General features: G+C 34.2%; 31 protein-coding genes and 1 tRNA gene. 30 read left to right on the top strand and 2 right to left on the bottom strand.

What is annotated here, in order from left to right; translation table 11 throughout:
- The first annotated feature begins 4 nt into the window (after positions 1–4).
- From GX308_06480 to GX308_06490, 3 genes are read left to right on the top strand one after another with little or no spacing between them, the layout of a single operon-like run.
- Positions 5–589, top strand: coding sequence for a ribonuclease HI (locus GX308_06480; protein ID NLK21720.1), 585 nt, complete (start codon positions 5–7; stop codon positions 587–589).
- A gap of 55 nt (positions 590–644) precedes the next feature.
- The gene (locus GX308_06485) at positions 645–1,157 is read left to right on the top strand and encodes a DUF3866 family protein (GenBank protein ID NLK21721.1); all 513 of its coding nucleotides are present in this window, start codon (positions 645–647) and stop codon (positions 1,155–1,157) included.
- Positions 1,154–1,705, top strand: a complete 552-nt coding sequence (locus GX308_06490; GenBank protein NLK21722.1) for a DUF3866 family protein — start codon at positions 1,154–1,156, stop codon at positions 1,703–1,705. The genes GX308_06485 and GX308_06490 overlap by 4 nt, the downstream gene beginning before the upstream one ends.
- Here GX308_06490 and GX308_06495 read toward each other — a convergent pair.
- Entirely contained in the window at positions 1,682–1,834 is a 153-nt protein-coding gene (locus GX308_06495; protein NLK21723.1) for a hypothetical protein, read from the bottom strand. The two genes, GX308_06490 and GX308_06495, sit on opposite strands and share 24 nt — an antisense overlap.
- Before the next feature lie 124 nt (positions 1,835–1,958).
- Between GX308_06495 and GX308_06500 the strand changes: the two genes are divergently transcribed.
- The 20 genes from GX308_06500 to GX308_06595 all read left to right on the top strand — a co-directional run bounded on the left by GX308_06500 (position 1,959) and on the right by GX308_06595 (position 20,417).
- Positions 1,959–2,498, top strand: coding sequence for an NUDIX hydrolase (locus GX308_06500; GenBank protein NLK21724.1), 540 nt, complete (start codon positions 1,959–1,961; stop codon positions 2,496–2,498).
- Positions 2,499–2,577: 79 nt separating this feature from the next.
- Complete coding sequence (gene spoIIM, locus GX308_06505; protein ID NLK21725.1) at positions 2,578–3,195, top strand: stage II sporulation protein M; 618 nt, start codon at positions 2,578–2,580, stop codon at positions 3,193–3,195.
- Between the two features lie 126 nt (positions 3,196–3,321).
- Complete coding sequence (gene xerD / locus GX308_06510; GenBank protein NLK21726.1) at positions 3,322–4,212, top strand: site-specific tyrosine recombinase XerD; 891 nt, start codon at positions 3,322–3,324, stop codon at positions 4,210–4,212.
- A gap of 105 nt (positions 4,213–4,317) precedes the next feature.
- Positions 4,318–5,493 carry a phosphopentomutase gene (locus tag GX308_06515; protein ID NLK21727.1) on the top strand — a complete coding sequence of 392 codons (1,176 nt, stop codon included), beginning with the start codon at positions 4,318–4,320 and terminating at the stop codon, positions 5,491–5,493.
- Between the two features lie 68 nt (positions 5,494–5,561).
- The gene (locus GX308_06520) at positions 5,562–6,863 is read left to right on the top strand and encodes a pyrimidine-nucleoside phosphorylase (GenBank protein NLK21728.1); all 1,302 of its coding nucleotides are present in this window, start codon (positions 5,562–5,564) and stop codon (positions 6,861–6,863) included.
- Positions 6,864–7,196: 333 nt separating this feature from the next.
- Entirely contained in the window at positions 7,197–8,387 is a 1,191-nt protein-coding gene (locus tag GX308_06525) for a D-alanyl-D-alanine carboxypeptidase (GenBank protein NLK21729.1), read from the top strand.
- 218 nt (positions 8,388–8,605) lie between these two features.
- Positions 8,606–9,232: a site-2 protease family protein gene (locus GX308_06530; protein NLK21730.1), complete on the top strand. Its 627-nt coding sequence runs from the start codon at positions 8,606–8,608 to the stop codon at positions 9,230–9,232.
- Between the two features lie 29 nt (positions 9,233–9,261).
- A complete protein-coding gene (locus GX308_06535) occupies positions 9,262–10,041 on the top strand; it encodes a segregation/condensation protein A (GenBank protein ID NLK21731.1) in 780 nt (259 codons plus the stop codon).
- The gene (gene scpB / locus GX308_06540; GenBank protein NLK21732.1) at positions 10,022–10,606 is read left to right on the top strand and encodes an SMC-Scp complex subunit ScpB; all 585 of its coding nucleotides are present in this window, start codon (positions 10,022–10,024) and stop codon (positions 10,604–10,606) included. Before GX308_06535 ends, scpB begins: the two co-directional genes overlap by 20 nt.
- 110 nt (positions 10,607–10,716) lie before the next feature.
- Entirely contained in the window at positions 10,717–11,289 is a 573-nt protein-coding gene (locus GX308_06545) for a hypothetical protein (GenBank protein ID NLK21733.1), read from the top strand.
- Positions 11,216–11,701: a sporulation protein YtfJ gene (gene ytfJ, locus GX308_06550; protein NLK21734.1), complete on the top strand. Its 486-nt coding sequence runs from the start codon at positions 11,216–11,218 to the stop codon at positions 11,699–11,701. The genes GX308_06545 and ytfJ overlap by 74 nt, the downstream gene beginning before the upstream one ends.
- Before the next feature lie 87 nt (positions 11,702–11,788).
- Complete coding sequence (locus tag GX308_06555) at positions 11,789–12,952, top strand: D-alanyl-D-alanine carboxypeptidase (GenBank protein NLK21735.1); 1,164 nt, start codon at positions 11,789–11,791, stop codon at positions 12,950–12,952.
- A 95-nt stretch (positions 12,953–13,047) separates the two neighbouring features.
- Positions 13,048–13,761 (top strand): rRNA pseudouridine synthase, encoded by a 714-nt coding sequence (locus GX308_06560; GenBank protein NLK21736.1) that lies wholly within the window; start codon positions 13,048–13,050, stop codon positions 13,759–13,761.
- Between the two features lie 132 nt (positions 13,762–13,893).
- Complete coding sequence (gene speB / locus GX308_06565; protein NLK21737.1) at positions 13,894–14,766, top strand: agmatinase; 873 nt, start codon at positions 13,894–13,896, stop codon at positions 14,764–14,766.
- Positions 14,767–14,774: 8 nt separating this feature from the next.
- Positions 14,775–15,338, top strand: a complete 564-nt coding sequence (locus GX308_06570) for a methyltransferase domain-containing protein (GenBank protein NLK21738.1) — start codon at positions 14,775–14,777, stop codon at positions 15,336–15,338.
- 119 nt (positions 15,339–15,457) lie between these two features.
- Complete coding sequence (locus tag GX308_06575; protein NLK21739.1) at positions 15,458–17,002, top strand: acyl-CoA carboxylase subunit beta; 1,545 nt, start codon at positions 15,458–15,460, stop codon at positions 17,000–17,002.
- Positions 17,003–17,021: 19 nt separating this feature from the next.
- Positions 17,022–17,372 (top strand): OadG family protein, encoded by a 351-nt coding sequence (locus tag GX308_06580; protein NLK21740.1) that lies wholly within the window; start codon positions 17,022–17,024, stop codon positions 17,370–17,372.
- A gap of 30 nt (positions 17,373–17,402) precedes the next feature.
- On the top strand, positions 17,403–17,771 hold the full coding sequence (locus GX308_06585) for a biotin/lipoyl-binding protein (GenBank protein ID NLK21741.1): 369 nt from the start codon (positions 17,403–17,405) through the stop codon (positions 17,769–17,771).
- Between the two features lie 37 nt (positions 17,772–17,808).
- A complete protein-coding gene (locus GX308_06590; protein ID NLK21742.1) occupies positions 17,809–18,978 on the top strand; it encodes a sodium ion-translocating decarboxylase subunit beta in 1,170 nt (389 codons plus the stop codon).
- Between the two features lie 23 nt (positions 18,979–19,001).
- The gene (locus tag GX308_06595) at positions 19,002–20,417 is read left to right on the top strand and encodes an oxaloacetate decarboxylase subunit alpha (GenBank protein ID NLK21743.1); all 1,416 of its coding nucleotides are present in this window, start codon (positions 19,002–19,004) and stop codon (positions 20,415–20,417) included.
- A 37-nt stretch (positions 20,418–20,454) separates the two neighbouring features.
- On the opposite strand, the gene GX308_06600 is transcribed toward GX308_06595, so the two are convergent.
- Complete coding sequence (locus tag GX308_06600; GenBank protein NLK21744.1) at positions 20,455–21,096, bottom strand: hypothetical protein; 642 nt, start codon at positions 21,094–21,096, stop codon at positions 20,455–20,457.
- A 235-nt stretch (positions 21,097–21,331) separates the two neighbouring features.
- Between GX308_06600 and GX308_06605 the strand changes: the two genes are divergently transcribed.
- The 7 genes from GX308_06605 (at position 21,332) to GX308_06635 (ending at position 26,376) form a co-directional block, all read left to right on the top strand.
- Positions 21,332–22,234, top strand: a complete 903-nt coding sequence (locus tag GX308_06605; protein NLK21745.1) for a MurR/RpiR family transcriptional regulator — start codon at positions 21,332–21,334, stop codon at positions 22,232–22,234.
- A gap of 11 nt (positions 22,235–22,245) precedes the next feature.
- Complete coding sequence (locus tag GX308_06610; protein ID NLK21746.1) at positions 22,246–22,887, top strand: histidine phosphatase family protein; 642 nt, start codon at positions 22,246–22,248, stop codon at positions 22,885–22,887.
- Between the two features lie 11 nt (positions 22,888–22,898).
- A complete protein-coding gene (gene aroH / locus GX308_06615) occupies positions 22,899–23,261 on the top strand; it encodes a chorismate mutase (GenBank protein ID NLK21747.1) in 363 nt (120 codons plus the stop codon).
- Positions 23,262–23,346: 85 nt separating this feature from the next.
- Entirely contained in the window at positions 23,347–24,015 is a 669-nt protein-coding gene (locus GX308_06620) for a (d)CMP kinase (protein NLK21748.1), read from the top strand.
- 115 nt (positions 24,016–24,130) lie between these two features.
- The gene (gene rpsA, locus GX308_06625) at positions 24,131–25,225 is read left to right on the top strand and encodes a 30S ribosomal protein S1 (protein NLK21749.1); all 1,095 of its coding nucleotides are present in this window, start codon (positions 24,131–24,133) and stop codon (positions 25,223–25,225) included.
- A 62-nt stretch (positions 25,226–25,287) separates the two neighbouring features.
- The gene (locus tag GX308_06630; GenBank protein ID NLK21750.1) at positions 25,288–26,070 is read left to right on the top strand and encodes a protein-glutamate O-methyltransferase CheR; all 783 of its coding nucleotides are present in this window, start codon (positions 25,288–25,290) and stop codon (positions 26,068–26,070) included.
- 225 nt (positions 26,071–26,295) lie between these two features.
- Positions 26,296–26,376 (top strand) — tRNA-Leu (locus tag GX308_06635).
- Positions 26,377–26,627 lie beyond the last annotated feature (251 nt).

Consider the following 26,627-nt stretch of genomic DNA (forward strand, 5'->3'; position numbering starts at 1 on the left):
ATATATGGACTGGCTTGAAGTATATACGGATGGTGCCTGTACCAATAATCAAGGGGAAGGATTACAGCCCGGGGGGTGGGCCGCAGTTTTTATAGACGGTCCTTCTTTATCAGGAGGAGAAAATAAAACTACAAATAACAGAATGGAAATGAAAGCAGTGATTGAGGCCCTAAAAAATACTCCTCCAAATAGCAATATTAGAATCTATTCCGACTCCGCATATGTTATTAACTGCTTTAAACAAAATTGGATTGGACGCTGGGAAAAAAATGGATGGATTACTTCTGCAAAAAAACCCGTAGAGAATAAAGAATTATGGATGGAAATGAGGAATCTTGAAAGGGAAAGAAATGTAGAATGGGTTAAGGTAAAGGGACACTCGGGAAATAAGTGGAATGAAAAAGTGGATAAATTGGCCGTAGAAGCGATCCCAAACAATAAGAATGAAAATGTAGAAAAAACAACAACACTCCATTTAAGTAGTAGGGAGAAAAATGATTTAATCAAATTATTAGAAAGCAACGAAGAAACTATTAGACCTTCGATTAAAAGCATATTGTATAAATTAAAAGGCGATTGTTTGGAATAAAAGCCACAATAAATGGCAAAGATTCGGATAAAGTGCTAAATAAGAGGAGTCTTCCATGGTCCACTTAAAAGAGGGAATAGTAAATAGAATTATTAGAAGCCATAAGGATATGATTGAAGTCTCTGTATATGTGGATGGCACAGAGCATAAAGCCATTGCATACCCATATATTACAGGAAATGTGTCTATAGGAGATAGAGTAGGGTTAAACACAACAGCAGTGGATTTGAATCTTGGAACCGGCGGATATCATTTTGTACTTTTTAATAAAACTATAAATACCTTAAAAACCGGTCCGTTGGGGCATATTATGAAATTAAAATATACCCCTATTCAAATAAAATGCCATACCATTGAAGAACAATATCCAGATAGTATTAATTCTTTTAAATCCTTAGATGGAATGCCAATAGTAACAGGAAGCATTCATAGTATGCTTCCACCAGTGGTAGCAGCAGCAAAATCTGTAAATCCAAACATAAAAATAGCGTATATAATGACTGATGGAGGAGCACTACCTATTAGTTTTAGCAATACAGTCCGTATGCTTAAAGAAAAAAACTTATAGATTGCACAATTACCTGTGGGAATGCCTTTGGAGGAGATTTAGAAACAGTAAATTTATATACGGCATTAATTGCTGCAAAGTTAATAAGAAAATGTAATGGGGCTGTAATCATAATGGGACCAGGTCATGTGGGTACCCATACAAAACTAGGTTTTACCGGGGTAGAGCTTGCTAATAATGCTCATACTATCTATTCCATGGGAGGAACCCCTATATGCATACCAAGGGTTAGTTTTAGTGAAAAAAGAAATAGGCACTATGGTATTAGTCATCATTTCCTAACTACCATGGGTCAGCATTGTTTGATACCATGCCATATGGCTTTTGCTAATTATGCCTATAATGAAAAAGAATATATTATGGGTCAATATGAAAAATACAATTTGGGCAAAAAGCATATTATTCATTTTGTAGAAGAAGACACAATCTCTGTAATGGAAAGATATGATTTATCCATTAAGACCATGGGCAGAACCATAAGAGAAGATCCTGAGTTTTTTAGGACTGCTGGAGCCTGTGGAATGTTAATGACTGGATTTCTTGTTTAAGGGTCTTTGTTTATCATCAATATATTCTTGAATTGTTTTATATTGAAGTTCTAACTCTGTCAAATAGGAAATGATTTCATCAATTTTTCCAACACATGTAAATTGATTCTTAAAAACAATAGCCTTCAAGCAATCACCTCATTATAAAATATAGATAGAGCTAGGTCCTATAAAAAGGGAACCATGTTTGTAGCAAGATTTATATATAGTTTATTCCTAAAAGGACAAGTTTATGAATGGAAGGAGAATAAAAATGGATTTTGAACATGAAACCATTAATAGAAAAGAAATATACAAAGGAAAAATCATATCATTAGTACAAGACATTATTAGCCTACCTAATGGAAAAACAGCGAAAAGAGATGTGGTGCTTCATAACGGGGCAGCAGCTATAGTGCCTATGGATGAAAGTGGAAACATTTTATTTGTTCGTCAATATAGGCAACCAGTAGGGGAAGAAATATTAGAAATTCCCGCAGGTACTTTAGAGGAGGGGGAGGAGCCTTTAGAATGTGCCAAAAGGGAATTGGAAGAAGAAACAGGGTACAAGGCAAATGAGTTCACCCACATTTGTTCGATGTATACCGCAGTAGGTTTCTGCACCGAAATAATACATATTTATCTAGGGACCGATTTGATTATGGGGAAACAAAACCTTGATGAGGACGAGTTCGTTAATGTTGAGAAATATCCATTTAATGAGGCGATGAAAATGATATTTGATGGTAGGATAAAAGATAGTAAAACCATATCGGGTATATTAGGGGCCAATCATATAATGAACAGTAAATAAACTTTTATAGTACAAGCAGTTCTATTCCCTTTTTTGTTTTCATATATTATTAAAGACTATTTACGAAAGGAAGAGAGCTGTGAGGACTAAAAAAAGGGTTGTTTCAAAAAAGGAAATATTGTATGGCATCAGTATTTTAGCATTATTACTTGGAATTTGTGTCGGAGCTATATTTGCTAACTATATGAATTATATTCAAAATCAAGAACTCATAAATTATATGAACAACTTTTTTATGGGATTTCCCGATAGGAATATTTCCTACTTAGATATATTAAAGCAGTCCATACTTTCCCACGGAAGAACCATAGCGCTTTTATGGGTTTTTGGATTAGGTGTTGTCGGTATTCCACTTGCTTTCCTTGTAGTATTTGCAAAAGGATTTTCCTATGGATTTACGTCATCATTCTTACTTATCCATTATGGTTTTGATGGTTTTATATTTAGCCTTACTTCTTTTTTACCCCAAAGCATCATACTGATTCCAGGAATAATATTTGTTTCAGCGGCCAGTATGAATTTTGCAGTTGCTAATTATAAAAGTAATCAAAAATACTTTAAAGAAAGAAGAGGTAAGTGGATGGACTATGGTTTAGTTTTATTAATTGGAATATTGATTATCATTTTAACGGGATTTATTGAAACCTTCATTTCACCACTTTTTATGAAAATGATTATGAATAATATGATTAACTAAATTGAACAATAAAGCCCCATTACTTTTGTATAGGTTTTTTGTAAAAAATATCGACTTTTTATGCGAAATATTTTATAATTAGAATTGGTATTGGAAATAATAGTGAACACAAAGGAGAACGTAAAAATGGAAGAAGTTGTTGGTAGATATGCAGATTATCTAAAGGATCTAAAAGGTGCATCCGAAAATACTATTCTTTCCTATCAGAGAGATCTTAAAAATTTTATTATATTTCTACAAGGTATAGGAATAAATAGAATTGAAAATGTAAATCGGACAAATATCACTGCATATTTACTGGAATTACAAAAAAGTGGAAAAGCATCTTCTACTATATCAAGAAATATCGCTTCCATTCGTTCGCTTTTTCAGTTTTTACAAAAGACAGATTTAATGGATGAGGACCCCACTTTAAACTTAGAATCTCCCAAAATACAAAAGAAATTACCTGAGGTTTTATCAATACAAGAAGTAGATATCTTATTAAGACAACCTAGTGAAAATAATCTTAAAGGGATTAGGGACAAGGCGATGCTTGAAGTTTTATATGCCACAGGAATAAGAGTTTCAGAGCTAATTTGTCTAAAAGAGGATTGCATTAACTTAACTTTAGAGTATGTAAAATGTAAGGATCCTAATCTCTCTAAAGAAAGAATTATACCCCTTGGAACTTCAGCTGTTAATGCATTGAGTACATATATAGAAAAAGCAAGATTTGCGATGGTTAGGGACCCTAAAGAAAAAACATTATTTGTAAATTGTAGTGGTAGGCCCATGACTAGGCAAGGCTTTTGGAAAATAATAAAAGTCTATTCAAAAAAGGCCAATATAAAAAAAGCCATAACACCCCATATGTTAAGACATTCCTTTGCAGCCCATATGGTAGCTAATGGAGCGGATTTACAGTCTGTTCAAGAAATGCTTGGACACTCTGATATATCAACAACACAAGTATATGCGCAATTAAATAAGAATAAACTAAAAGAAGTTTATTTGAAAGCACATCCGAGGGCTTAAGCCCTTTTTTTGTTTCCATTAGCATATACAGGTATAATTGCATACATTAAATTTTGAAATACTCATAACATAAGATAAAGAATTTAACAGGAAGGTGGTACCATAATGGTAAAAAGAATAATATGGATTATTTTAGACAGTGTTGGAATGGGAGCAATGCCGGATGCAGATAAATTTGGAGATGAGGGTAGTAATACTATTGGTAATGTTTCTAAAATGGTTGGAGGACTTGATATTCCAAATTTGATAAGTTTAGGATTAGGTAATATTGAGGGAATGATAGGATTATCTAAAACAAATGCTCCTCTAGGTTGTTATGGAAGATTTGCTGAGATTTCCAATGGAAAGGATACAGTAACTGGGCACTGGGAAATGGCAGGAATTTATTCCGAAAGGCCTTTTCCTACTTATCCCCAAGGATTTCCTAAGGAAATAATGGAACCTTTTGAGAAAGCAATCGGAACCAAAACCTTAGGAAATAAAGCCGCATCGGGAACAGTTATATTAGATGAACTAGGGGAGGAACATATGAAAACGGGATACCCCATAGTATATACTTCTGCAGATAGCGTATTTCAAATAGCAGCACATGAGAAAATTATCCCTATCGATAGATTATACGAAATATGTTCCATGGCAAGGGAATTGCTCAGAGGAGAACATGCGGTAGCTAGGATAATAGCAAGGCCTTTTGTAGGTGATAAAAAAGGAGCTTTTACAAGAACACCAAATAGAAGGGATTATGCCCTAGTGCCACCCCATGACACTATTTTAGATAAGGCTAAGGCTAAAGGCATGGATGTAATTGCTGTAGGAAAGATTGAAGATATATTTTCAGGGAAGGGAATTACGGAAGCAGTTCATACAAAAGATAATATGGATGGTGTTGATAAAACACTAGAATATATTAAGAGTGATAATCATGGAATAATATTTACAAATCTAGTAGATTTTGATATGAAATGGGGACATAGAAACGATTATAAAGCCTATGCCAAGGGCCTAGAAGAATTTGATAAAAGACTTCCGGAAATTTTAAATGCCATGGGAAATGAAGATGTATTAATGATAAATGCCGACCACGGCTGTGATCCTACCACTCCAAGCACAGATCATTCGCGGGAATACGTTCCCTTTATAGCATATGGTAAAGCTCTTAAACAAAATGTAGATTTAAAAACAAGGAAGTCTTTTGCGGATATTGGACAAACCATAGGAGAACTTTTAGGAACTGCAAGCATAAAATATGGGGTAAGCTTTGCACAGGAGATTGAAAAGTAAAAAAGGAATAGAAATAACTAGGAAATATTTTAGAAAACATATAAAAAGCTATAGGGAGGGCGGATTAGATGAGAGCATATGATCTTATTATGAAAAAAAGAAACGGTGGAATCTTAACAAAGAAAGAAATAGAATTTTTAATTGAAGGATACGTAGCAGGAGACATCCCCGATTATCAAGTATCAGCTATGCTTATGGCCATATATTTTAAGGGTATGACCAAAGAAGAAACTTCCAATCTCACAATGGCTTTTGTAGATTCAGGGGATATGGTTGATTTATCTCCGATAGAAGGCATAAAGGTAGATAAGCATTCAACAGGAGGAGTAGGGGATAAAATTAGTTTAATCATTATTCCCCTAGTTGCCACATTGGGTATACCCATTGCCAAAATGAGTGGACGGGGTTTAGGACATACCGGTGGTACCATAGATAAGTTAGAGTCCATAGAAGGTTTTAGAACCGAATTAGACAGCGATGAATTTATAAACAATGTAAATACTTATCAAATGGCCATAGTAGGTCAGACTGCCAACCTGACCCCAGCAGATAAAAAAATATATGCTCTAAGGGATGTGACAGCTACAGTAGATAGCATCCCCCTTATCGCTAGCTCCATTATGAGTAAAAAGATTGCCTCAGGTTCCGATGCTATCGTATTAGATGTAAAAGTTGGAACGGGGGCTTTTATGAAAAACTTAGAAGATGCCAAAGATTTGGCAAAAACCATGGTTGATATAGGAAAATCTTTAAATAAAAAAGTCATTGCAGTCATAACCAATATGGATCAGCCTCTAGGTCATGAGGTTGGCAATGCCAATGAAATAAAAGAAGCAATCAACGTCTTAAAAGGTAAAGGTTCAGATGATGAAACCAAAGTGGCCCTCACCATAGCCTCCTATATGGCTGTACTTGGAGGAGCTTACAAGGATTATGATAAGGCTTATGAAGATTTAGAAAAGAAAATCGAAAGCGGAGAAGCAATAAACAAATTAAAAGAGTTTATCAAAATCCAAGGGGGAAACGAAGAAGTAGTAGATAATCCCAATAAACTTCCTCAGGCAAAATATCATGTAGAGATTAAGGCATCATCTTCAGGATATATAAAATCAATCGACGCAGAAGACATTGGTATAGCTGCTATGCTACTTGGGGCTGGAAGAAGGACTAAGGAGGACAAAATAGACTTTTCAGCAGGAATAACAATAGTAAAAAAAATAGGTGATAAAATAAAGTTCGATGATACAATTTGTATACTTCACACTAATTTGGAAAAAATTAAGGAAGCAAAAAAAATAGCAAAAGATGCATTTATCATAACAGATCTAAAACCTGAACCTATAAAATATATTTACGAAGTAATTCAATAATACTAAGCTTGTCTATTTTTCATATTAGTAGTCAAAAGGTGGGACCCTTATACCAAAATTTCATGATATTATAAACAAGAGGAAATCAACGATTGGGTAGGAAGAGGAACTTCAGCTTTAAGGGAAGTTAATAGATATTGTAGTAGTTGTTAATTTAGGTTGGGGATTTTAAATAGGACTAAAAAGAAAATAAAGATAATAGGTTAATCTACTCCTTTTAAAAAATTCGTATGATTATGGAAACAATTTCATCTCCTGTGTTCATATGCATATTTTATCAAAAATAGTCTAACATAATATTAGATTAAAATAACTGCATGAGGAGGCACAAAGATGTCATCGAATAAACGTATTGCTATTATACTTAGTGCTATATTATTAGTTAATATGATGTCTTTTAGTATTGTAAGGGGAGAAGAGAAAACCACAGATACTGCTAAGGTAGAACTTCAAATAGAATCTCCCTCAGCAGTACTTATGGAGGCAAAAACAGGTAAAGTACTGTTTGAAAAAAATATGAATGAAAAGCATTTCCCAGCCAGCACCACCAAGATTATGACTCTTCTTCTTATATATGAAGCAGTAGAACAGGGGAAGATTTCCTGGGGAGATATGGTAACCGTCAGTGAACGTGCAGCAGGTATGGGAGGATCACAGGTATATCTAGAACTAAATGAACAGCAGACAGTACATGATATGACTAAATGTATTGCAGTGGCATCTGCTAACGATGCATCGGTAGCCATGGCGGAACACATTGCTGGCAGTGTAGAGTCCTTTGTAAAGATGATGAATGACAAGGCTCAAGCATTAGGGATGAAGGATACGAATTTTATAAATACCAATGGCTTACATGATGATAATCATATTACTACAGCATATGATATAGCATTGATGTCTAGGGCATTAATAACAAAATACCCGGATATCCATAAGCTCACAACTATATGGCAGGACAGTATTATTCATAAGACAAGACGGGGAGAAGAAGAATTCGGTCTTACCAACACTAATAACCTAATCAAATGGTATGAAGGAGCTAATGGCTTAAAAACCGGTTTCACCCCAGAATCCATGTATTGCTTATCTGGAACTGCTAAAAGAGGTGAATTAAATCTTATTGCTGTTGTTATGGGTTCAAAAGCTAAACAAACCAGAAACTCAGAAGTAGCTAAGATGCTAAATTATGGATTTGCAAATTATGCTATCGTAAAAGGAGATCCCGTTGGGAAAGTGGTAGGAACCATAGATGTATCTAAAGGTAATATTTCGAAAGTAGATTGTGTAATCAAAAAGGATGTTCAATTATTAGTAAGTAAAAATATTGCGGATCAAAAGATTGAATCGAAGATAGAACTGCCAGAAACTATTCAAGCCCCAGTGGAAAAAGGGATGAAAGTAGGAGAAATCATTTATACCTTTCAAGGAAAAGAAGTAGGACGTTCGGATTTGGTAGCAGCTGAATCTGTTAAAAAAGCAAATTTAAAAATAATGATGAAATTACTATTACAGCAATGGCATTAGATATTAATAAAGCGTCTAAGAATTTTCTTAGGCGCTTTATTAATTGGTGATATACTACTTAGCTATAAATACTATTTGAAATTTCCGCAATTACCGTTTACAATATCTGTAGGCATCGGCGTTGATGAAGATGTTTTATGGGTAATTCAAATAAAACATACGCAATCTAATTAATGCAAATAATATCAAAGTACAGTAAGGAAAAAGGAGAATGAAATTTGACAAATCCTATATTAGATATATTGATTAAATTACCGGGAATATTATGTGGTCTTACTTTTCATGAATTTACTCATGGAATAATTGCTCATTTTTTTGGAGATTTGACACCCAAAAAAGAAGGAAGACTAACATTAAATCCTATACCTCATGTTGACCCCATTGGATTAATATTGCTTTTATTTATGAATTTCGGGTGGGCAAGGCCAATACACACTAACCCCTCAAACTTCAAAAACAAAAAGAAAGCTATGATTTTGGTTTCCCTAGGGGGTCCCATAGCGAATTTATTTGTAGCGGCTATATTTGCTATTATATTAAAACTCATGAATATATATCATATAAATGCAATTCAATATAACTGGGCCTTTGAAATGGTTAATTATGGTATAATGATAAATATTGTATTAGGAATTTTTAATTTAGTTCCTATTCCACCTTTGGATGGTTCTAAGATTTTATTTAATATTATTCCTCCTCGAACCTATTTTAAGATTATACAGTATGAATATATACTTCAAATGTTGTTGATTATCCTTTTACTTACAGGTATTATTCCTATGCTTATTAATCCTGTTATTACATATATCTATAAATTTCTACTTACTCTTATGGGGCTTATGTAGATTAATTTAATTGAGATGGGGTATTTATTTTGAGTATTACGGTAAGGTTAGAAGTCTTTGAAGGTCCCTTTGATTTGTTGTTTCATTTAATTGAAAAAAATAAAATTAATATATATGATATTCCCATATCTCTTATAACGGAGCAGTATATGGAATATATTGATTCTATAGAAGATAAAAACATGGAAAACATGAGTGAATTTTTGGTTATGGCAGCAACTCTTTTGGAAATCAAGTCAAAAATGCTTCTTCCAAACCTTAAAGAAGATGAAGAAGTAGATATAGACCCGAGGGAGGAATTGGTAAATAAGCTATTAGAATATAAAAAAATTAAGCATTTCTCTGAGGAACTAAAAGAAAGACAAAAAGAGGCTAAAAAGATATTTTTTAAATCTGCAGACCTACCGGAGCATCTAAAAAGTTTAATACAAGATGTACCAGTAGACATTGAGGAAGTGTTAGAAGGTGTTACACTTCAAAAAATGTTTTGTGTGTTTCAGGAATTATTAATAAGAAAAGAAAACAAAATTGATACTGTAAGAAGTGGGTTTAAATCTATTCAGAGAGATATTTACAAAATAGAAGATAAAGTTACATATATTCTAGATTTATTGGTATTATCTCCTGCCTTATATTTTCATGAGTTGTTTTATGATAATTGTGATAGAATGGAAATAGTAGTTACATTTCTAGCTTTATTGGAGCTTATACGTCATAAACGAGTAAAAATTAAACAAGAATATCCCTTTGAAAATATTTTTATTACAACCTATGATAGGATGGATGCAAATGAAGTTGATGGAAGCTGAGGCCGCAGTAGAGGCTATTCTTTTTATATCAGGAGAAGCAGTTACTTTAAAAAGGATATCAGAGATAATGGGAGAAAATATAGATAAAACAAAGCAAATAGTAGAAGCCCTAATGGAAAGATATAAAAAAGAAGAAAGAGGAATTCAAATTATTGAAATCAATAACGCATTTCAAATGTGTACAAGTCCAAAACTCTTTCAAATTATCCAATCTTTTTATCAAACCCCTAAAAAATTTAATATGACACAGGCAGTTTTAGAAACCCTCTCCATTGTCGCCTATAAACAACCAGTAACGAAAGCCCACATTGAAGAGATTAGAGGAGTTAATTCCGACTATGTCATAAATAAATTAATAGAATACAATCTAATCTGCGAAATAGGGAGGATGGATGCCCCGGGAAAACCGATTTTATTTGGAACCACTCAAGATTTCCTTAGGCACTTTGGTTTTAAATCTATCGAGGAACTACCTCAGCTTCAAGAAGAATTGCTTTTGAAATTACAAGATGAGGTAAAGGACGAAGTTAAACAAATAGGATTATTTGATGTTCAAAAGAAGTAAGTTCTTTTGAACATTTTTTGTATTGTTTATTATTCTTAGGGGAATATAAGCTTATAGAGTGTATTCTTGTTTAAGAGGAAACCTATAAGAATTGATAAGCGGGTGAAAAATTGAAGCTTATAATAGATTATAAAAAAAAAGAACACAACCAAATTTTAACGGTCAGTATATACCTGTTTAGATACATGAAGATATTCAGAATAAATCCTAGGGAACAGCTTTTGTACTATCTAAAAAGATATTTTGAGGGAGATAATAACAATACCTTTTCAATAAATTCATACATAAACTATAAATGTTTAGCAAAAATAATATGGTATAGATTAAAAAAGATAAAAAAACATATGGCCATTGATTATTTTGATTTGAGAACTATTATAGGCACCACAAATCCACTAGCTACGACATTTGCTTATGGAATTTTAAATAGAGTGCTCCCTAACTCTATATATTTTTTAAATGAAACAATCCCAATTAAGGATTACTATATTAAAATCATACCAACTTTTAGTTCTCAAAAGACTTTGATATCATTCACTGGTGTAGTTAACATAAGCACATTTTATATGCTTTACCAGTATATTTCAATAAAGAGGAGGTTGAAAAAATATGACAAATGCAAATCAGCATCCGATAGAATCCTTAATGAAAACGGCAATGGAAAATATCAAGGAAATGGTTGAAGTAAATACAGTTATAGGAGATGCTATTGAAACAGAAAATGGAACAATTATTATGCCAATAACAAAGATAGCCCTTGGATTTACAGCGGGAGGGGCTGAATACGGAGTGCCTAAGGAGGATTCAGAACCGGAAGATGGATCTCAAAACAGCACGGGAAGATATCCCTTCGGAGGAGGTAGTGGAGCGGGAATTAGCGTACAGCCTGTTGCTTTTATGGTTATGGACAAAGACAGTGTTAAAATGCTCCATGTAAATTATCATTTTGGTACCATGGCCAAAATTATGGAAGAAGCCCCTAATCTCATGACTAAGTTTTACAGTCATTTGGATTCAAAAGCAAAAAGCAAAAAGGGTCAAAAACATTCTCAGGAAGGAAAAATAATAACGAAGGTTTTAGAATTTGATGAATAAAAGGGGTAAGTATGTTTGACTAATCCTGCATAATACAAGTTAAATATTTATATGATGAAACAAAGAGTTTTTTAAAAGGAGTTAGTCATGAAGAAAAAAGTATTCTCTTGGGTTGCAACATTTATATTAGTCTTTTATTTTTGTCCTTCTTTGACCTATGGGGAAGAAGTGAAAGAGCCTAAGGTAGAATCACAATCCGCTATCTTAATAGAAGCTGATACCGGTAGAATTCTATGGGAAAAAAATGCTTATGAACCTAGGGCCATGGCAAGTACCACCAAGATAATGACCTGCATTATAGCCCTAGAAAATGGCAATCTTTCCGATGAAGTAATCGTAAGTAAAAGAGCAGCTAGGGCTCCTCAGGTCAAATTAGGATTAAGGGAGGGGGAAAAACAGCGTTTAGGAGATTTATTGTATGCATTAATGATGAAATCATCTAATGATGCAGCAGTTGTAATCGCTGAACATATAAGTGGTTCTGTCGAAGTCTTTTGTGAGAAAATGACCGAAAAGGCAAAGGAATTAGGAGCAAAGGATACAGTATTTAAAACTTCTAATGGATTGGATGCAGAAGGTCACGGTTCAACGGCTTATGATTTGGCCCTAATCACCCAATATGCAATGAAAAACCCCAAGTTTGTCGAAATCATTAATACAAAGCACCTAACTATCGGGGGAAATGGTGATTACCCTCCTTATAGCCTTGCCAATGCTAATAGATTTTTATACGATTTTCCAGGGGCAAATGGTGTTAAAACAGGTTATACGGGCAAAGCCGGCTATTGTTTTGTAGGGGCAGTAAAACAAAATGAGATGCAGCTTATCTCTGTAGTACTAGCCAGCGGATGGGGTTCAAGGGGAAAAGAGCAAAAATGGACCGATACAAGGAGAATTATGGATTACGGTTTTAAAAATTTTAAGAAAGAAACGCTCTTAGAAAAAGGGAAACTTTTAAAGACCATACCCGTAAAGCGCTCAAGAGAAGATAAGATTTCATTATATTCCAATGAAAAAGTCATATATACCATTAAGGAATCAGAAAAATCAAAGATTAAAATAAAGATAACGGTTCCTGATTATATAGAGGCCCCTATCACTAAAGGCCAAAAAATAGGTGTTACAAAAATATATATAGGGGATGAACTTTGCAAAGTCATACCTCTTATTGCGGATAGAGATATTGAACGTCATGACTTTCCCACTTCCTTGAAAAAAGTGCTAAACAATTGGTTAAAAATAACTAAATAAGGTATAATAGCAGATGGAAGATATTATTCTTCCATCTCTTTTTTAAATAAGATTCATTTTTAAAAGAAGAACTCTTGTGTACTAAGGAGGGTACCATGGATATTAGACTCCAAAAGTATTTGGCAGATGCCGGCATTGCTTCAAGGCGAAAAGCGGAAGAGTATATAAAACAAGGCAGGGTAAAGGTAAATAACGAAGTTATTACGGTCCTAGGCATTAAGGTTAATCCAAATAGGGATAGGGTTCACTTTGATAATAGGATAGTCGAAATAAAAAATAGCAAAGTATATATTCTATTGAATAAGCCGGAAAACTATGTTACAACAGTTGAAGATCAGTTTAATAGACCTACGGTTATGGATTTACTTCATATGGTAGAGGAGAGAGTTTATCCAGTTGGAAGATTAGATTACAACACATCAGGACTTCTTCTTCTTACCAATGACGGGGATTTAACCTATAAGATAACTCATCCGAAACACCATGTAGATAAAACGTATGTTGCTACGGTAAGGGGTATCCCCAAAAAAGATTCTCTAGAGAAGCTCAGAGAAGGGATTATTATAGAGGGCTATAAAACAGCACCTACTAAAGTAAAAATTCTAACTAAATCTAGCAATACTTCGGTTCTTCAGATAATAATTCACGAAGGAAGGAATAGACAGGTGAGAAAAATGTGCGAAGCTATTGGCCACCCTGTTATAACTTTAAAGAGAACAGCCATCGGAGGTATTTCTTTAGGGGAGGTTCCTGTTGGTAAATTTAGGAGATTAACAAAAGAAGAGGTACATTACTTAAAAACATTATAGTACTTCCAAAAGGTAAAAAATAATAAGATTGTAATTTGATAAAAAGATGTTATTGGGGACTATCTGACGTGATAGTATACCTAGTTGTATACTATCGGAATCTGTCGAATAATTAACAAAGTAGGAGGTTGTATGGATATATTAAAAACTAAACAAACACTCTTTTATAATTTTATAGGTTCTAAGGAAAAGTACGAAGATGCAAACATTATATTATTTGGGGTGCCCATGGATTTTACAACTAGCTTTAGACCTGGGACAAGGCAAGGGCCTATGAAGATTAGGGAAGTATCCATAGGAATAGAAGAATACAGCTTTTATCAAAACAAGAGCCTAGAAGAAATTTCCTATTACGATGGTGGAGATTTGGATCTTCCCATTGGTAATGTGGACAAATGTCTAGAATTGATATCCAAAGCCACTGCTGAAGTTTTAAGGGATAATAAGTTTCCTATAGTTATAGGCGGAGAACATTTAATAAGCCTTCCTGTCATAAAGGAAGTTTACAACAAATATGGGGATGATTTAATTTTGCTACATATCGATGCCCATGCAGATCTTAGGGAAGACTATATTGGTGAAAACAGATCCCACGCAACAGTCATAAGACGCTGTTGTGATTTTATAAATTCCAAAAACATATATCAGTTTGGAATTCGTTCCGGCACGAAGGAAGAATATCTATATGCAAAAAGCAATACTAACTTTTATCCTTTTAAACTATTAGAACCCTTGAAAAAATGCATAAAAGATTTACAAAAAAGGCCGATTCATATAACCCTAGATATCGATGCCTTAGACCCGGCTTATGCCCCTGCTACTGGAACACCTGAGGCTGGAGGAATATCCTCTAAAGAAATGTTAGATGCAATTTTACTTATGTCCTCCCTTGATATAGTAGGTTTTGATTTGGTTGAAGTTTCTCCCATATATGATGTTGCTGACAGAACCTCACTTTTAGCAGCAAAACTTATTAGGGAAGTAATGCTTATGGTATCTAAGTAGGTGATAATTTGTTCCTAAAGGCGAAATTAACAGATATTGTTCATGAATTATTAAAATCAAGGATTAACATGGGGGATACAGTAATTGACGCTACAGCAGGTAATGGTTTTGATACGATATTTCTAGCTAAGGCAGTAGGGGAAAAGGGAAGGGTAATAAGTTTTGATATCCAAAAAAAGGCTATTTATAATACCAAAGATTTATTAATGCAAGAGGGATTATTAGATAGAGTAAAACTGATTCAAGATTCCCATAGTAATATAGATAAATATGTTACAAATCCTATTGCTGGGGCTATGTTTAATTTGGGATATCTACCTAAAGGTGATGGGGAAGTAATCACTAAGGCACACTCAACCCTGAAGGCTTTAGAAAAGGCTTCTTCTTTATTAATGCCTGGGGGAGTTATAAGTGTTATAAGCTACTGGGGTCATCCAGGAGGATTAGAGGAAAAAGAGGCTGTAGAAAATTTTTTAAGTAAGTTAGAAAGTGAAAAATTTATAACAGCTAAGTTTAATTATCTTAATAGAGGGGGGTATCCGCCTATTATATATTTTCTGGAAAGAATCTAAATTCTATATTTATTTTATTATGGCAAATCCCTTGCACGGGGTAATAGAATAATGTAGAATATATTTGGCGATTGTCGCGTTTTTAACAGAGCCTAAAATTTAAAAATGGAGGGTTATAAATGAGTACATTGTCTAAGGTAAATGAACTCAATGCGCGTCGCTCTGCTATAGTTATGGGCGGCGGTGAAGAAAAGATTAAAAAACTTCACAGCGCTGGAAAACTAACAGCTAGAGAACGCATTGAAAGATTTCTTGATGAAAGTAGTTTTGTAGAAGTAGGCGCATTTGTGAATCATCGTTCTACAGATTTCAATTTGGCACAAAAGGATACCCCAGCGGATGGAGTGGTTACAGGGTATGGTACAGTAGAAGGCAGATTAGTATATGTGTATAGTCAGGATCCTACAGTACTTGGTGGCTCAGTTGGTGAGATGCATGCACAAAAAATTTGTTCCCTTTACGACCAGGCAATTAAAATGGGGGCACCTATTGTTGGATTTTTGGATTCTGCGGGATTAAGACTGCAAGAAAGTGTAGATGGCCTAAATGGCTATGGTAATTTATTTGTGAAACAATCCCTAGCTTCTGGGGTGATTCCACAAATCACCATAGTAATGGGAGAGTGCGCAGGTGGAGCAGGCTGTATAGTTGGACTTTCAGATTTTACTTTTATGATCACAAAAAATGCAAGATTATTTATGAATAGTCCAAACACGATAGAAGAGTCAGGAAGCAAAGGTGTCACTTTTGAAACTATCGGTAGCACTAATATACATACCGAAAAAAGCGGAATGGTACATTTTCAATACGACAATGAACAAGACAGCATTGAAAATGCAAGAAAGTTCCTTAGCTATCTTCCAACAAATAATATGGAGGATGCTCCCTTTTATGAAGTTACAGATGATTTAAATCGTATAGATTCAGTTCTGAATTCTATCATACCAGATGATATAAACATTTCCTTTGATATAAAAACAATTATTGCATCTTTAGCAGACGAGAGGGAACTTATAGAAATTCAAGCTCAATATGCTAAGAATATAGTAATTGGTTTTATCCGTCTTAATGGAGCCACAGTAGGTATAATAGCAAACCAATCCCAAGAAAAGGAAGGCCTATTAGATAGTAATGCGGCAGAAAAAGGGGCAAGATTTGTCAATTTTTGCAATGCATTTAATATCCCTATAGTTTCTATTACCGACGTGGGAGGATTTAAGTCTTCCGTCGAAGAAGAACAAAGGGGAATACTAAGAAGTGGGAGCAAGCTAGTATATGCCTTTGCTAATGCAACAGTTCCAAAGGTAAACATCATAGTTAGAAAGGCTTTTGGTAGTGCTTATATAGCAATGAATAGTAAACATATAGGAGCCGATATTGTTTTTGCATGGCCTACTGCTCAGATTTCTGTAATGAATCCGGAAGGGGCAGTAAACATAATGTATGCTGAGGAATTAAAAACTTCCCCAGATCCAAATGCCTTAAGGAGTTCAAAAATAGAGGAATTTTCTAATATGCAAGCTAGCCCTTATGCTATAGCTACCAGAGGATATATTGATGATATAATTGAGCCAGCAGCGACAAGAAAACGTGTAATTGCAGCATTAGAAATGCTTTATAGCAAGAGGGAAGAACGACCTGCAAAAAAACACAGTACCGTTTAAATAAATTTGGGGTGATAAAATGGATGAGCTTATGAAAGGCCTAATGGTAACAGTCATTGGTATGGGCATCACATTTCTTGCATTAACAGCTTTATCATATATTCTTGATTTATTCCGCATTATTGCTGAGGGTTCTTCCCCAAAAAAGGTAGAAGGGCCCGAACAAGAAGAGGCAGTTATTGAGAAAAGGACCCATGAAGAAGCTAAGGAAGAAGATCTAGAATTAGTTGCTGTAATTACTGCAGCAATAGCGGCTAGTCTAGATACTACAGTCGATAACCTAAAGGTTCGTTCCTTTAGGAAAATTCATTCCAATGTTTCGGAATGGAAGAAGGTAGGACGTATAAATCAAACCGAAAGAATATTTTAATCAAGTTTGAATATTAAAGGAGGAGTTAAAATGAAAAAATTTCAAGTTACTATAAACGGTAATTCATATGAAGTAGAAGTAGAAGAGTTACAAGGCGGACAAGCACCAGCAGCACCAGCACCAGCAGCGCCAGCACCAGCAGCAGCACCGGCACCGGCACCAGCTGCTGCACCGACAACGGCAGGAGGTATTAAAGTAACCTCCCCTATGCCTGGAACCATTTTAGATATCAGAGTTAATGTGGGGGATAGTGTAAAAGAGGGAGATCCTATTGTTATATTAGAAGCAATGAAGATGGAAAATGAAATCGTAGCAACAGAAAATGGTAAAATTGCGTCTATAAATGTTTCTAAAGGAACAAATGTAAATACAGGAGATTTAATCGCAACCATCGGCTAACATTCAACCATCGTTTGAAAAGGAGGGAGCAAATCAAATGGACTTTATAAATATGATAGTAGAATCATTAAGCGAATTATATTCTACTTCGGGATTTGCCGGCTTAACTATAAGCAATGTAATTATGATAGGCGTCTCACTAATACTTTTATATCTTGCAATTAAAAAAGAATATGAGCCTTTACTTTTATTACCTATTGCCTTTGGAATGCTACTTACTAATTTACCTTTGGCAGGGTTAATGGCAGGACCGAAAAATGGTGAGATAGGCGGTATTCTTTATTACTTATATCAAGGGGTTAAGTTAGGGATTTTCCCACCGCTTATCTTCTTAGGGGTAGGAGCAATGACTGACTTCGGACCACTTATTGCAAACCCAAGAAGTATTTTATTAGGGGCTGCAGCACAATTTGGTATTTTCTTTGCTTTTTTAGGAGCATTAGTATTGAAATATATTATTCCGGCTATTCATTTTACTGGTGCAGAAGCGGCGAGTATCGGGATTATTGGGGGGGCTGATGGTCCTACAGCAATATACCTAACATCAAAATTAGCTCCGCATTTGTTAGGACCTATTGCAGTGGCAGCTTACTCATATATGGCCTTAGTACCAATTATTCAGCCACCAATTATGAAAGCATTAACAACTAAGGAACAAAGAAAAGTTAAAATGGAGCAGTTAAGGCCGGTTTCACAAAATGAAAAGATTTTATTCCCAATTATCGTTACAATTTTAGTTTCCCTATTACTTCCATCAGCAGCACCCCTTATAGGAATGCTTATGTTTGGTAATCTACTAAAAGAAAGCGGTGTTGTGAGTAAGTTAGTAGACACAGCATCCAATGCGTTGATGTATATAATTACTATTTTCTTAGGGACTACCGTTGGGGCTACAGCCAGTGCAGAAAACTTCTTAAATCCTAAGACATTGGGTATTTTAGCTCTAGGTCTTATAGCCTTTTCAATAGGGACGGCAACTGGTGTGATTTTTGGAAGGATTATGCACAAATTATCAGGAGGAAAGGTTAATCCTTTAATCGGTGCTGCCGGAGTTTCTGCAGTACCTATGGCAGCTAGGGTAGTTCAAAAAGTAGGAAAAGAAGAAAATCCATCGAACTTTCTTCTTATGCATGCTATGGGTCCAAACGTTGCAGGAGTAATTGGTTCTGCAGTGGCTGCAGGAGTGTTATTATCGATATATGGTTAATTAATTAAGAAGGAGGTAGAAAGATGTCAGAACAACTTAAAAATAGGCCGGTAAAGATTACGGATACCACATTTCGTGATGCCCATCAATCTTTAATTGCAACAAGGATGAAAACTGAAGATATGCTTCAGATAGCAGAAAAAATGGATAAGGTAGGCTTTTATTCTATGGAAGTATGGGGAGGAGCAACTTTTGATGCTTCCCTACGTTTCTTAAAGGAAGATCCCTGGGAACGTCTTAGAAGGCTAAGAGCTACTATTAAAAATACCAAGCTTCAAATGCTTCTTAGGGGACAAAACCTACTGGGATACCGTCATTATGCCGATGATGTTGTAGAATATTTTGTTCAAAAGAGTATCGCTAATGGGATAGACATTATTCGTATATTTGATGCTTTAAATGATCCGAGAAATTTAGAAACTGCTATTAGATCAGCAAATAAAGAAAAAGGCCATGCCCAAGTTGCAATTTCTTATACATTAAGTGAAGTTCATACCCTAGAGTATTATGTTAAGCTTGCTAAGCAATTTGAAAACATGGGGGCAGACTCTATCTGTATTAAAGATATGGCAGGATTATTAGTTCCATATGCAGCTTTTGAATTGGTTTCTGCCTTAAAGAGCGCTATTAAAATACCTGTGCAAATTCACAGTCATTATACCAGTGGTGTTGCCGGAATGTCATACCTTAAAGCAGTAGAAGCAGGAGCTGATATAATTGATACAGCTATGTCTCCTTTTGCGATGGGAACTGCACAACCCGCTACCGAAGTTATGGTCGAGACTTTTAGAGGGACACCATATGATTCGGGTCTTGGTCAAGAAATATTGGCAGAAATCGCCGATTACTTCAGACCGCTTAGGGAAAAATCTATGGATGAAGGTCTTCTAAATCCAAAGGTTTTAGGAGTAGATATCCAAACATTACTGTATCAAGTACCTGGTGGAATGCTGTCTAATCTAGTTTCTCAGCTTAAGAACCAAAATGCTGAAGACCGTTTTTATGATGTATTAAAAGAAATTCCAAGGGTAAGGGCAGACTTTGGGTATCCTCCACTAGTTACTCCCTCTAGCCAGATTGTTGGTACCCAGGCGGTTCTTAATGTATTAATGGGTGAAAGATATAAGATGGTTACAAAGGAATCTAAGGCAATAGTCCGTGGAGAATATGGTAGGACACCAGTTTCGATTTCTGATGAAATAAGAAAGAAGATTATTGGTGACGAAGAGCCTATTACTTGCAGACCTGCAGATTTACTAGAACCTGAATTAAAGAAAATCGAAGCAGAAATGAAACAATATAAAGAGCAAGATGAGGACATTTTATCTTATGCATTATTCCCACAGGTTGGAGAAGACTTTTTCAAATACCGTCAAGCACAAAAAACAAAAATCGATCCTATTTTAGCAGATGCAGAAAATAAGGTTTATCCGGTATAGAAAGATTAAAAAGAACAAGCAAATTTGCTTGTTCTTTTTAGCAATTTTTATGAAGGTATACCTCATTTACCCGGTTACTTTTGAATCTTAATATCTTACTTTTTTCAGAAGGATTCATTTTTTTGCCACATTTAAGGCAATGGTATTCTCGTGTTAGCGGGAGATAGTCGTAGCTTACTTCTATAGGGAGATTTCCATACTTATCCCAGCTTCTCCATCCTATTTTACATAATTTTGTTCTTTTGTCGTAATCTGCATAGACCCATTTTAATATTCTATGAAAATGAAATGGGTATTTGGTATACTTTATAAATGCTTCGGGAAAGCCTAAAGAAATAACGTATTCCTCGAAACGTTTTTCAACTCTTTCTTGAAGGGGGCCGTCGATAACTGTGTTAGACCATATATAGTTTTCTTTATCAAGCCATTTTCTAAGTCCATCAAACATATAGCCACGGCATATCTTTATGGATTCATTCTCTTTTACATCTAATTTTTTAAAACTTCTTTGGATTATTTTAACAACATAATTTAAATAGGCCTTCTTTTTCATATTTGTTTTTGAATAGTAATTAAGAGGTATAATTTCATCGGTATATTCTTTTGTTTCGATACGATAAACTCCGATAATTGTGCCACCAATAAAGCTTCCACTACCGGCATCATCTATTTCAATCAAAGAAATCAACTCCATTTTTCAGGCAATTATAAAGATTAATTTGGAAGATCATACAAAACACCATAATAATAATCTAGTTATTATATAAAAATATGACAATTTCAATTAAAGAATTCTTATTTCTTATAATATTATTTGTAAAAATTTATTTTTTATATATAATAATTAATATGAAATAATTTTCAAACAAGGATTCAAATGTATAAAAATTAATTATTGTATGCGAGGGGTCAATATGCACAAAAAGAATGATTTAATTCAACGGATTCATAATAGCCTGCCTAAATTAAGTAAGGGACAGAGGCTTATTGCAAACTATATCCTAAATCATTATGAAAAGGCGGTTTTCTTAACTGCTGCAAAACTAGGGAATATAGTAGGAGTTAGTGAATCGACAGTGGTTCGCTTTGCAAACGAGTTGGGATATGATGGTTATCCTAAATTGCAAAGGGCATTAGAGGAATTGGTAAAAAACAGGCTTACTTCTGTTCAAAGAATGGAGGTCGCATCTGATAGGCTAGAGCAGCAACATGTTTTAAAACATGTACTTCAGTCTGATGCGGAAAAAATCAAATGCACTTTAGAAGAGATTGATGAAGAAACCTTCGATAAATCTGTAGATATCATATTAAATGCCCGCCAGATTTATATTCTAGGGGTTAGAAGTTCTGCTGCATTAGCCAGTTTTCTTGGATTTTATTTTAATCTTTTGTTTGACAATATAAAATTAATTCATACAAACAGTGTAAGTGAAATGTTTGAGCAAATTTATAAGATTAAATCTGATGATGTGGTAATAGGAATTAGTTTTCCCAGATATTCAAAAAGAACTATAAAGGCAATGGAGTTTGCTAAAACCCAAGGAGCAGCTGTTATTACAATTACCGATAGTCCTCTTTCCCCAATGACACAGTATGCCGATTATAGTTTATTAGCTAGAAGTGATATGGCATCCTTTGTGGATTCTCTAGTAGCCCCAATGAGTGTACTTAATGCATTGATTGTAGCCCTAAGTCTAAGAAAAAAAGAGGAGATATCAGATACATTAAGCAAATTAGAAAATATATGGACAGAATACCAAGTATACGATAATCAAGATGAGGATTTAAATTTAACTTATTCATTAAATAAAAAATAAGGTGGCTAAATATGTTGAGGTTATTTCTTATAAGACATGGAGAGACCGAATGGAACTCCCTAAATAAGTACCAGGGAACACGGGATATCCCTTTAAGTTGTACGGGAATTAAGCAGGCAAAACTACTGGCTGATAGGATGAAAAACTACAAAATAGATGCTGTTTTTTCTTCGAATCTATTGAGGGCTTACGAAACAGCAGAAAATATTTCAAAAACAGGGAATATACCTTTGGGAATAATTCCACAGCTTAGGGAAATTAATTTTGGAGAATGGGAAGGTCATACTACAGGGGAATTAAAAAAACTATATGGTGAAGATTATGAACGGTTTTTAATTCAACCCCATAAATATAATTTTCCGGGGGAAGGAAGCATGCAGGCTGTTCAAGCGAGAATGAAAAAGGCAATTGAAATTATAACAGATAAGCATTGTAGAGGGAATATTGCGGTTGTCTCCCATGGAGGGGTATTAAAAATATTGATTTTGACCTTGCTAAATATGGATTTAGGCTTTTATAAAAGTTTTTGGTTAGGGAATACTTCCTTATCCATTATAGACAGAAAGGATACTGGAAACTGGGTGCTAAGTCTTTTGAATGATAGCAATCACTTACAAATTTCTAGTCCTTCTAAACAACCTTCAATTAGTTAGGAGAATAGTTTATGTCAATAGGTGCCATAAGAGGTGCAATAACAATCGAAGAAAATACTAGAGAAGAAATTCTAGGAAACACGGTTATACTTCTTAAAGAAATTATATCTAAGAACAATATAAACATAGATGATATTATTTCCATAACATTTACAGCAACAAATGATATTGATGCAGCTTATCCAGCAGTAGCTGCAAGAAATCTTAATATTACCCATGCAGCCCTATTATGTTTTCAGGAAATGAATGTAATGGGAAGTCTTAGAATGTGCATACGGGTTATGCTTCAGATTAAAACAGTCAAATCCCAACAAGAAATGAAACATATCTATCTAAAAAGAGCATCATCTTTAAGACCGGATTTATCTTTGTAGGGATTAGGCTATGGTTGGACTTTAAAATTAGACAGGATAAAGGCCTATCCTATTAAGCAGTATTATATAAAAGGGAGGTAGATTTATGAGGCATTATGCCATTGCAATAGATGGGCCGGCAGGAGCCGGAAAGAGTACAATTGCAAAACAAGTAGCAAACCATCTAAATATTGTATACGTTGATACAGGAGCAATGTATAGGGCAGTTGCTTTATACTGCATTCAATATGGAATTAATTATAATGACCAAGAGGAAGTTAAAAAAATATTAGATGAAATTAACATTAAGATAGAATACAAAGAAGATAACCAAATAATTTTATTAAATAATAAGGATATAACAGAAGAAATTCGTACACAAGAAGTTACAAAGGCAGCTTCGACGGTTGCAACAATCCATGCTGTGCGTATAAAAATGGTAGAATTCCAAAGAGATATAGCTAAGGATACATCTGTTGTTATGGATGGTAGGGATATTGGCACTTGTGTGTTACCCAATGCAAATATTAAAATATTTCTTACTGCCAGTGTAGAAGAAAGAGCGCAAAGGAGATATAAAGAACTATGTCAAAAAGGTATAGAATGTACTAAAGGACAGATTAAAAGTGAAATAGAAGCTAGGGATAAAAACGATTCGACAAGAAAATTTTCACCCCTAACTAAAGCAGAAGATGCTATTGAAATAGATACAACACATTACACCATAGGAGAAGTCGCCAATAAAATTATTAAAATCATAGAATCAGTGCAATGAATACTATTTAAAGGGTTGCTAATTTAGAGTTGAATAATTTCATATCTAGTGATAAAATTGGTATAATTGTAGGTGCGTATGCTCCTGCTTGTATAATAAAGGAGGTTATTACAGCATGAATGATTTGGAAAATCACACTAGTGAAAATTTTGAAGAATTGTTAAATCAATCTTTGATAACATTAAGAAGTGGAGAGATTGTAAAAGGGACTATTATTAATGTAACTGATACAGAAGTATCTGTTAATCTTGGTTATAAATCCGACGGAATTATTACTAAAACTGAACTTTCTAATGACCCTAATATTAATCCTAAAGATGAATTTAAAATTGGGGATGAAATAGATGTATACATTCTGAGGGTAAATGATGGAGAAGGCATTGTAGAGTTATCTAAAAAACGAGTAGATGCTCAAAAAGGTTGGGATATGATACAAAAATCTTTTGAAGAAGGGACCGCATTAAAGGGTAAAGTTATTGAAGTAGTTAATGGCGGAGTAATAGTTATGAGCAATGAAGTAAGAGTCTTTATTCCTGCCTCTTTAATGGGACCGAGATATATACAAGATTTAAATCAATTCTTAGGAGAAGTAATTGAATACAAAATAATTGAACTTGATAAGCGAAGACGCAAGATAGTAGGGGATCATAAGCAAATTTCCCTAAAAGAAAGAGAAAAGAAAAAAGAAGAGGTACTAAGCACCCTTGAAGTGGGGCAAAAGGTAAAGGGAATTATAAGCAATTTAACTGATTTTGGAGCTTTTGTTGATTTAGGTGGAATAGATGGACTGGTTCACGTTTCACAAATATCATGGAAAAAGATAAAGAAACCAGGGGATGTTCTTAAGATAGGGCAAGAGGTAGAAGTAATCGTAACAGAAATAAACAAAGAAAATAATAAAATTTCCTTATCTATGAAAAAAAATGAAGATAATCCTTGGGAAAAGGTAGTGGAGAAATATCCAGTAGACTCAGTAATAAAAGGTAAAATCGTAAGGATGGCGCCTTTTGGGGCATTTGTTGAATTAGAAGAAGGGGTTGATGGATTAATCCATATATCTCAAATTGCTAATAAACATGTGGTTAAACCAGAGGATGAACTAAAAATAGGAGAGATTGTTGAAGTAAAAGTGCTTGACATTGATATAGATAAAAAGAAGATTAGTCTTAGTAAAAAACAAGTGGAGCAAAGTGCTTTTGAGGAAGAATAAAATGCGGCGATAGCCACATTTATTATATAAAAAGCTATAATACTTTATGCGGGGAGGTATACATGACTAAAACATATGAGGATTTTAAAAAAGAAGTATTAATTATGTCGGGAATTGACTTGCATAGTTATAAAGAAAGACAAATGAAAAGACGAATAGATGCTCTAATCAAAAAAAATAATTATGAGGATTATTCTTCATATCTCAATGCACTAAAAGATGATAGGAAGTTATATACAGAATTTATAAATTATCTTACTATTAATGTTTCTGAATTTTTTAGGAATCCAGCTCAGTGGGAGGTATTAGAAAGAGATGTTCTCCCATATTTATTAGAAAAGTCCCCTACATTAAAAATTTGGAGTGCTGCATGTTCAACAGGGGATGAGCCATATTCATTGGCAATGCTACTGACGAAATTTTTTCCTTTATCTAAGATTAAGATATTTGCTACAGATATTGACAGGCAGGTTCTTGAGAAAGCCCAAATGGGATTGTACAATAAAAAAAGCATTGAAGGTGTTCCCAAGGAGTTTTTAACTAAATACTTTGAAAAAGTGGGAGATTCCTATAGAATATCCAATCAAATTAGGAACTGTATCGAATTTAAACAACATAATCTATTGAAGGATATCTATCCTTCTCAATGTGATTTAATTGTATGTAGAAATGTTTTAATATATTTTACTGAAGAAGCTAAGAGTGAAATATATAAAAAGTTTAATGCCTCGCTAAAAACAGGGGGAGTTCTATTTGTGGGAAGTACTGAGCAGATTATTCTCTCCCATAAATATGCCCTTGCCCCTATGAAAACATTTTTTTATAAAAAGGAAGAAAATATATAGAAAAAAATAAAAAGTAGTCCTGGGACTACTTTTTATTTTTTTCTGTTACATCTTCAGTGGTAGAGTAAGCCCCTAGAATATAAAAATTGCCTTGTTATTTCAATAATAGGATATATATAAAAGGTATAAAAAAAAATAAAAGGGTTAAAATTACACATATAAACTATTGACAAATGGATTAAGCAGTGCTAAAATAAATTCTTGTCGGATAAAATAAATATCTGAGCGGATGTGGCGGAATTGGCAGACGCACTAGACTTAGGATCTAGCGCCTTTGGCGTGGGGGTTCGACTCCCTTCATCCGCATTAGCCATACTATATAAATTGTATGCTATTGTTATGCAGTGATAAGATACAGTTTAAAATGTTTCAAAAAAAATGTTGACAAAGTGATTTTAATTTGTTATTATAGTTTTTGTCGACACGGTTCGACAAAAAAAGCAACAAATGTCACAAAATGTAAAATTAAAAAGTATTGACACGATAAAAATTTTGTGATAAGATATGATTCGTTGTCGCTTTTAAGATAAACAAGCACACAACAAATTGATCCTTGA

The organism is Candidatus Epulonipiscium sp. (assembly GCA_012519205.1).
Classification (GTDB): Bacteria; Bacillota; Clostridia; order Lachnospirales; family Defluviitaleaceae; genus JAAYQR01.

Bases quoted from the DNA above. Each gene is read 5' to 3' on its own strand.
- GX308_06605 (NLK21745.1), top strand. From the start codon at position 21,332: ATGCACAAAAAGAATGATTTAATTCAACGGATTCATAATAGCCTGCCT.
- GX308_06560 (NLK21736.1), top strand. From the start codon at position 13,048: ATGGATATTAGACTCCAAAAGTATTTGGCAGATGCCGGCATTGCTTCA.
- GX308_06500 (NLK21724.1), top strand. From the start codon at position 1,959: ATGGATTTTGAACATGAAACCATTAATAGAAAAGAAATATACAAAGGA.
- GX308_06630 (NLK21750.1), top strand. From the start codon at position 25,288: ATGACTAAAACATATGAGGATTTTAAAAAAGAAGTATTAATTATGTCG.
- GX308_06585 (NLK21741.1), top strand. From the start codon at position 17,403: ATGAAAAAATTTCAAGTTACTATAAACGGTAATTCATATGAAGTAGAA.
- speB (NLK21737.1), top strand. From the start codon at position 13,894: ATGGATATATTAAAAACTAAACAAACACTCTTTTATAATTTTATAGGT.
- GX308_06620 (NLK21748.1), top strand. From the start codon at position 23,347: ATGAGGCATTATGCCATTGCAATAGATGGGCCGGCAGGAGCCGGAAAG.
- GX308_06485 (NLK21721.1), top strand. From the start codon at position 645: ATGGTCCACTTAAAAGAGGGAATAGTAAATAGAATTATTAGAAGCCAT.
- xerD (NLK21726.1), top strand. From the start codon at position 3,322: ATGGAAGAAGTTGTTGGTAGATATGCAGATTATCTAAAGGATCTAAAA.
- GX308_06520 (NLK21728.1), top strand. From the start codon at position 5,562: ATGAGAGCATATGATCTTATTATGAAAAAAAGAAACGGTGGAATCTTA.
- aroH (NLK21747.1), top strand. From the start codon at position 22,899: ATGTCAATAGGTGCCATAAGAGGTGCAATAACAATCGAAGAAAATACT.
- GX308_06515 (NLK21727.1), top strand. From the start codon at position 4,318: ATGGTAAAAAGAATAATATGGATTATTTTAGACAGTGTTGGAATGGGA.
- GX308_06575 (NLK21739.1), top strand. From the start codon at position 15,458: ATGAGTACATTGTCTAAGGTAAATGAACTCAATGCGCGTCGCTCTGCT.
- GX308_06610 (NLK21746.1), top strand. From the start codon at position 22,246: ATGTTGAGGTTATTTCTTATAAGACATGGAGAGACCGAATGGAACTCC.
- scpB (NLK21732.1), top strand. From the start codon at position 10,022: ATGAAGTTGATGGAAGCTGAGGCCGCAGTAGAGGCTATTCTTTTTATA.
- GX308_06595 (NLK21743.1), top strand. From the start codon at position 19,002: ATGTCAGAACAACTTAAAAATAGGCCGGTAAAGATTACGGATACCACA.
- rpsA (NLK21749.1), top strand. From the start codon at position 24,131: ATGAATGATTTGGAAAATCACACTAGTGAAAATTTTGAAGAATTGTTA.
- GX308_06555 (NLK21735.1), top strand. From the start codon at position 11,789: ATGAAGAAAAAAGTATTCTCTTGGGTTGCAACATTTATATTAGTCTTT.
- GX308_06590 (NLK21742.1), top strand. From the start codon at position 17,809: ATGGACTTTATAAATATGATAGTAGAATCATTAAGCGAATTATATTCT.
- ytfJ (NLK21734.1), top strand. From the start codon at position 11,216: ATGACAAATGCAAATCAGCATCCGATAGAATCCTTAATGAAAACGGCA.
- GX308_06525 (NLK21729.1), top strand. From the start codon at position 7,197: ATGTCATCGAATAAACGTATTGCTATTATACTTAGTGCTATATTATTA.
- GX308_06580 (NLK21740.1), top strand. From the start codon at position 17,022: ATGGATGAGCTTATGAAAGGCCTAATGGTAACAGTCATTGGTATGGGC.
- GX308_06480 (NLK21720.1), top strand. From the start codon at position 5: ATGGACTGGCTTGAAGTATATACGGATGGTGCCTGTACCAATAATCAA.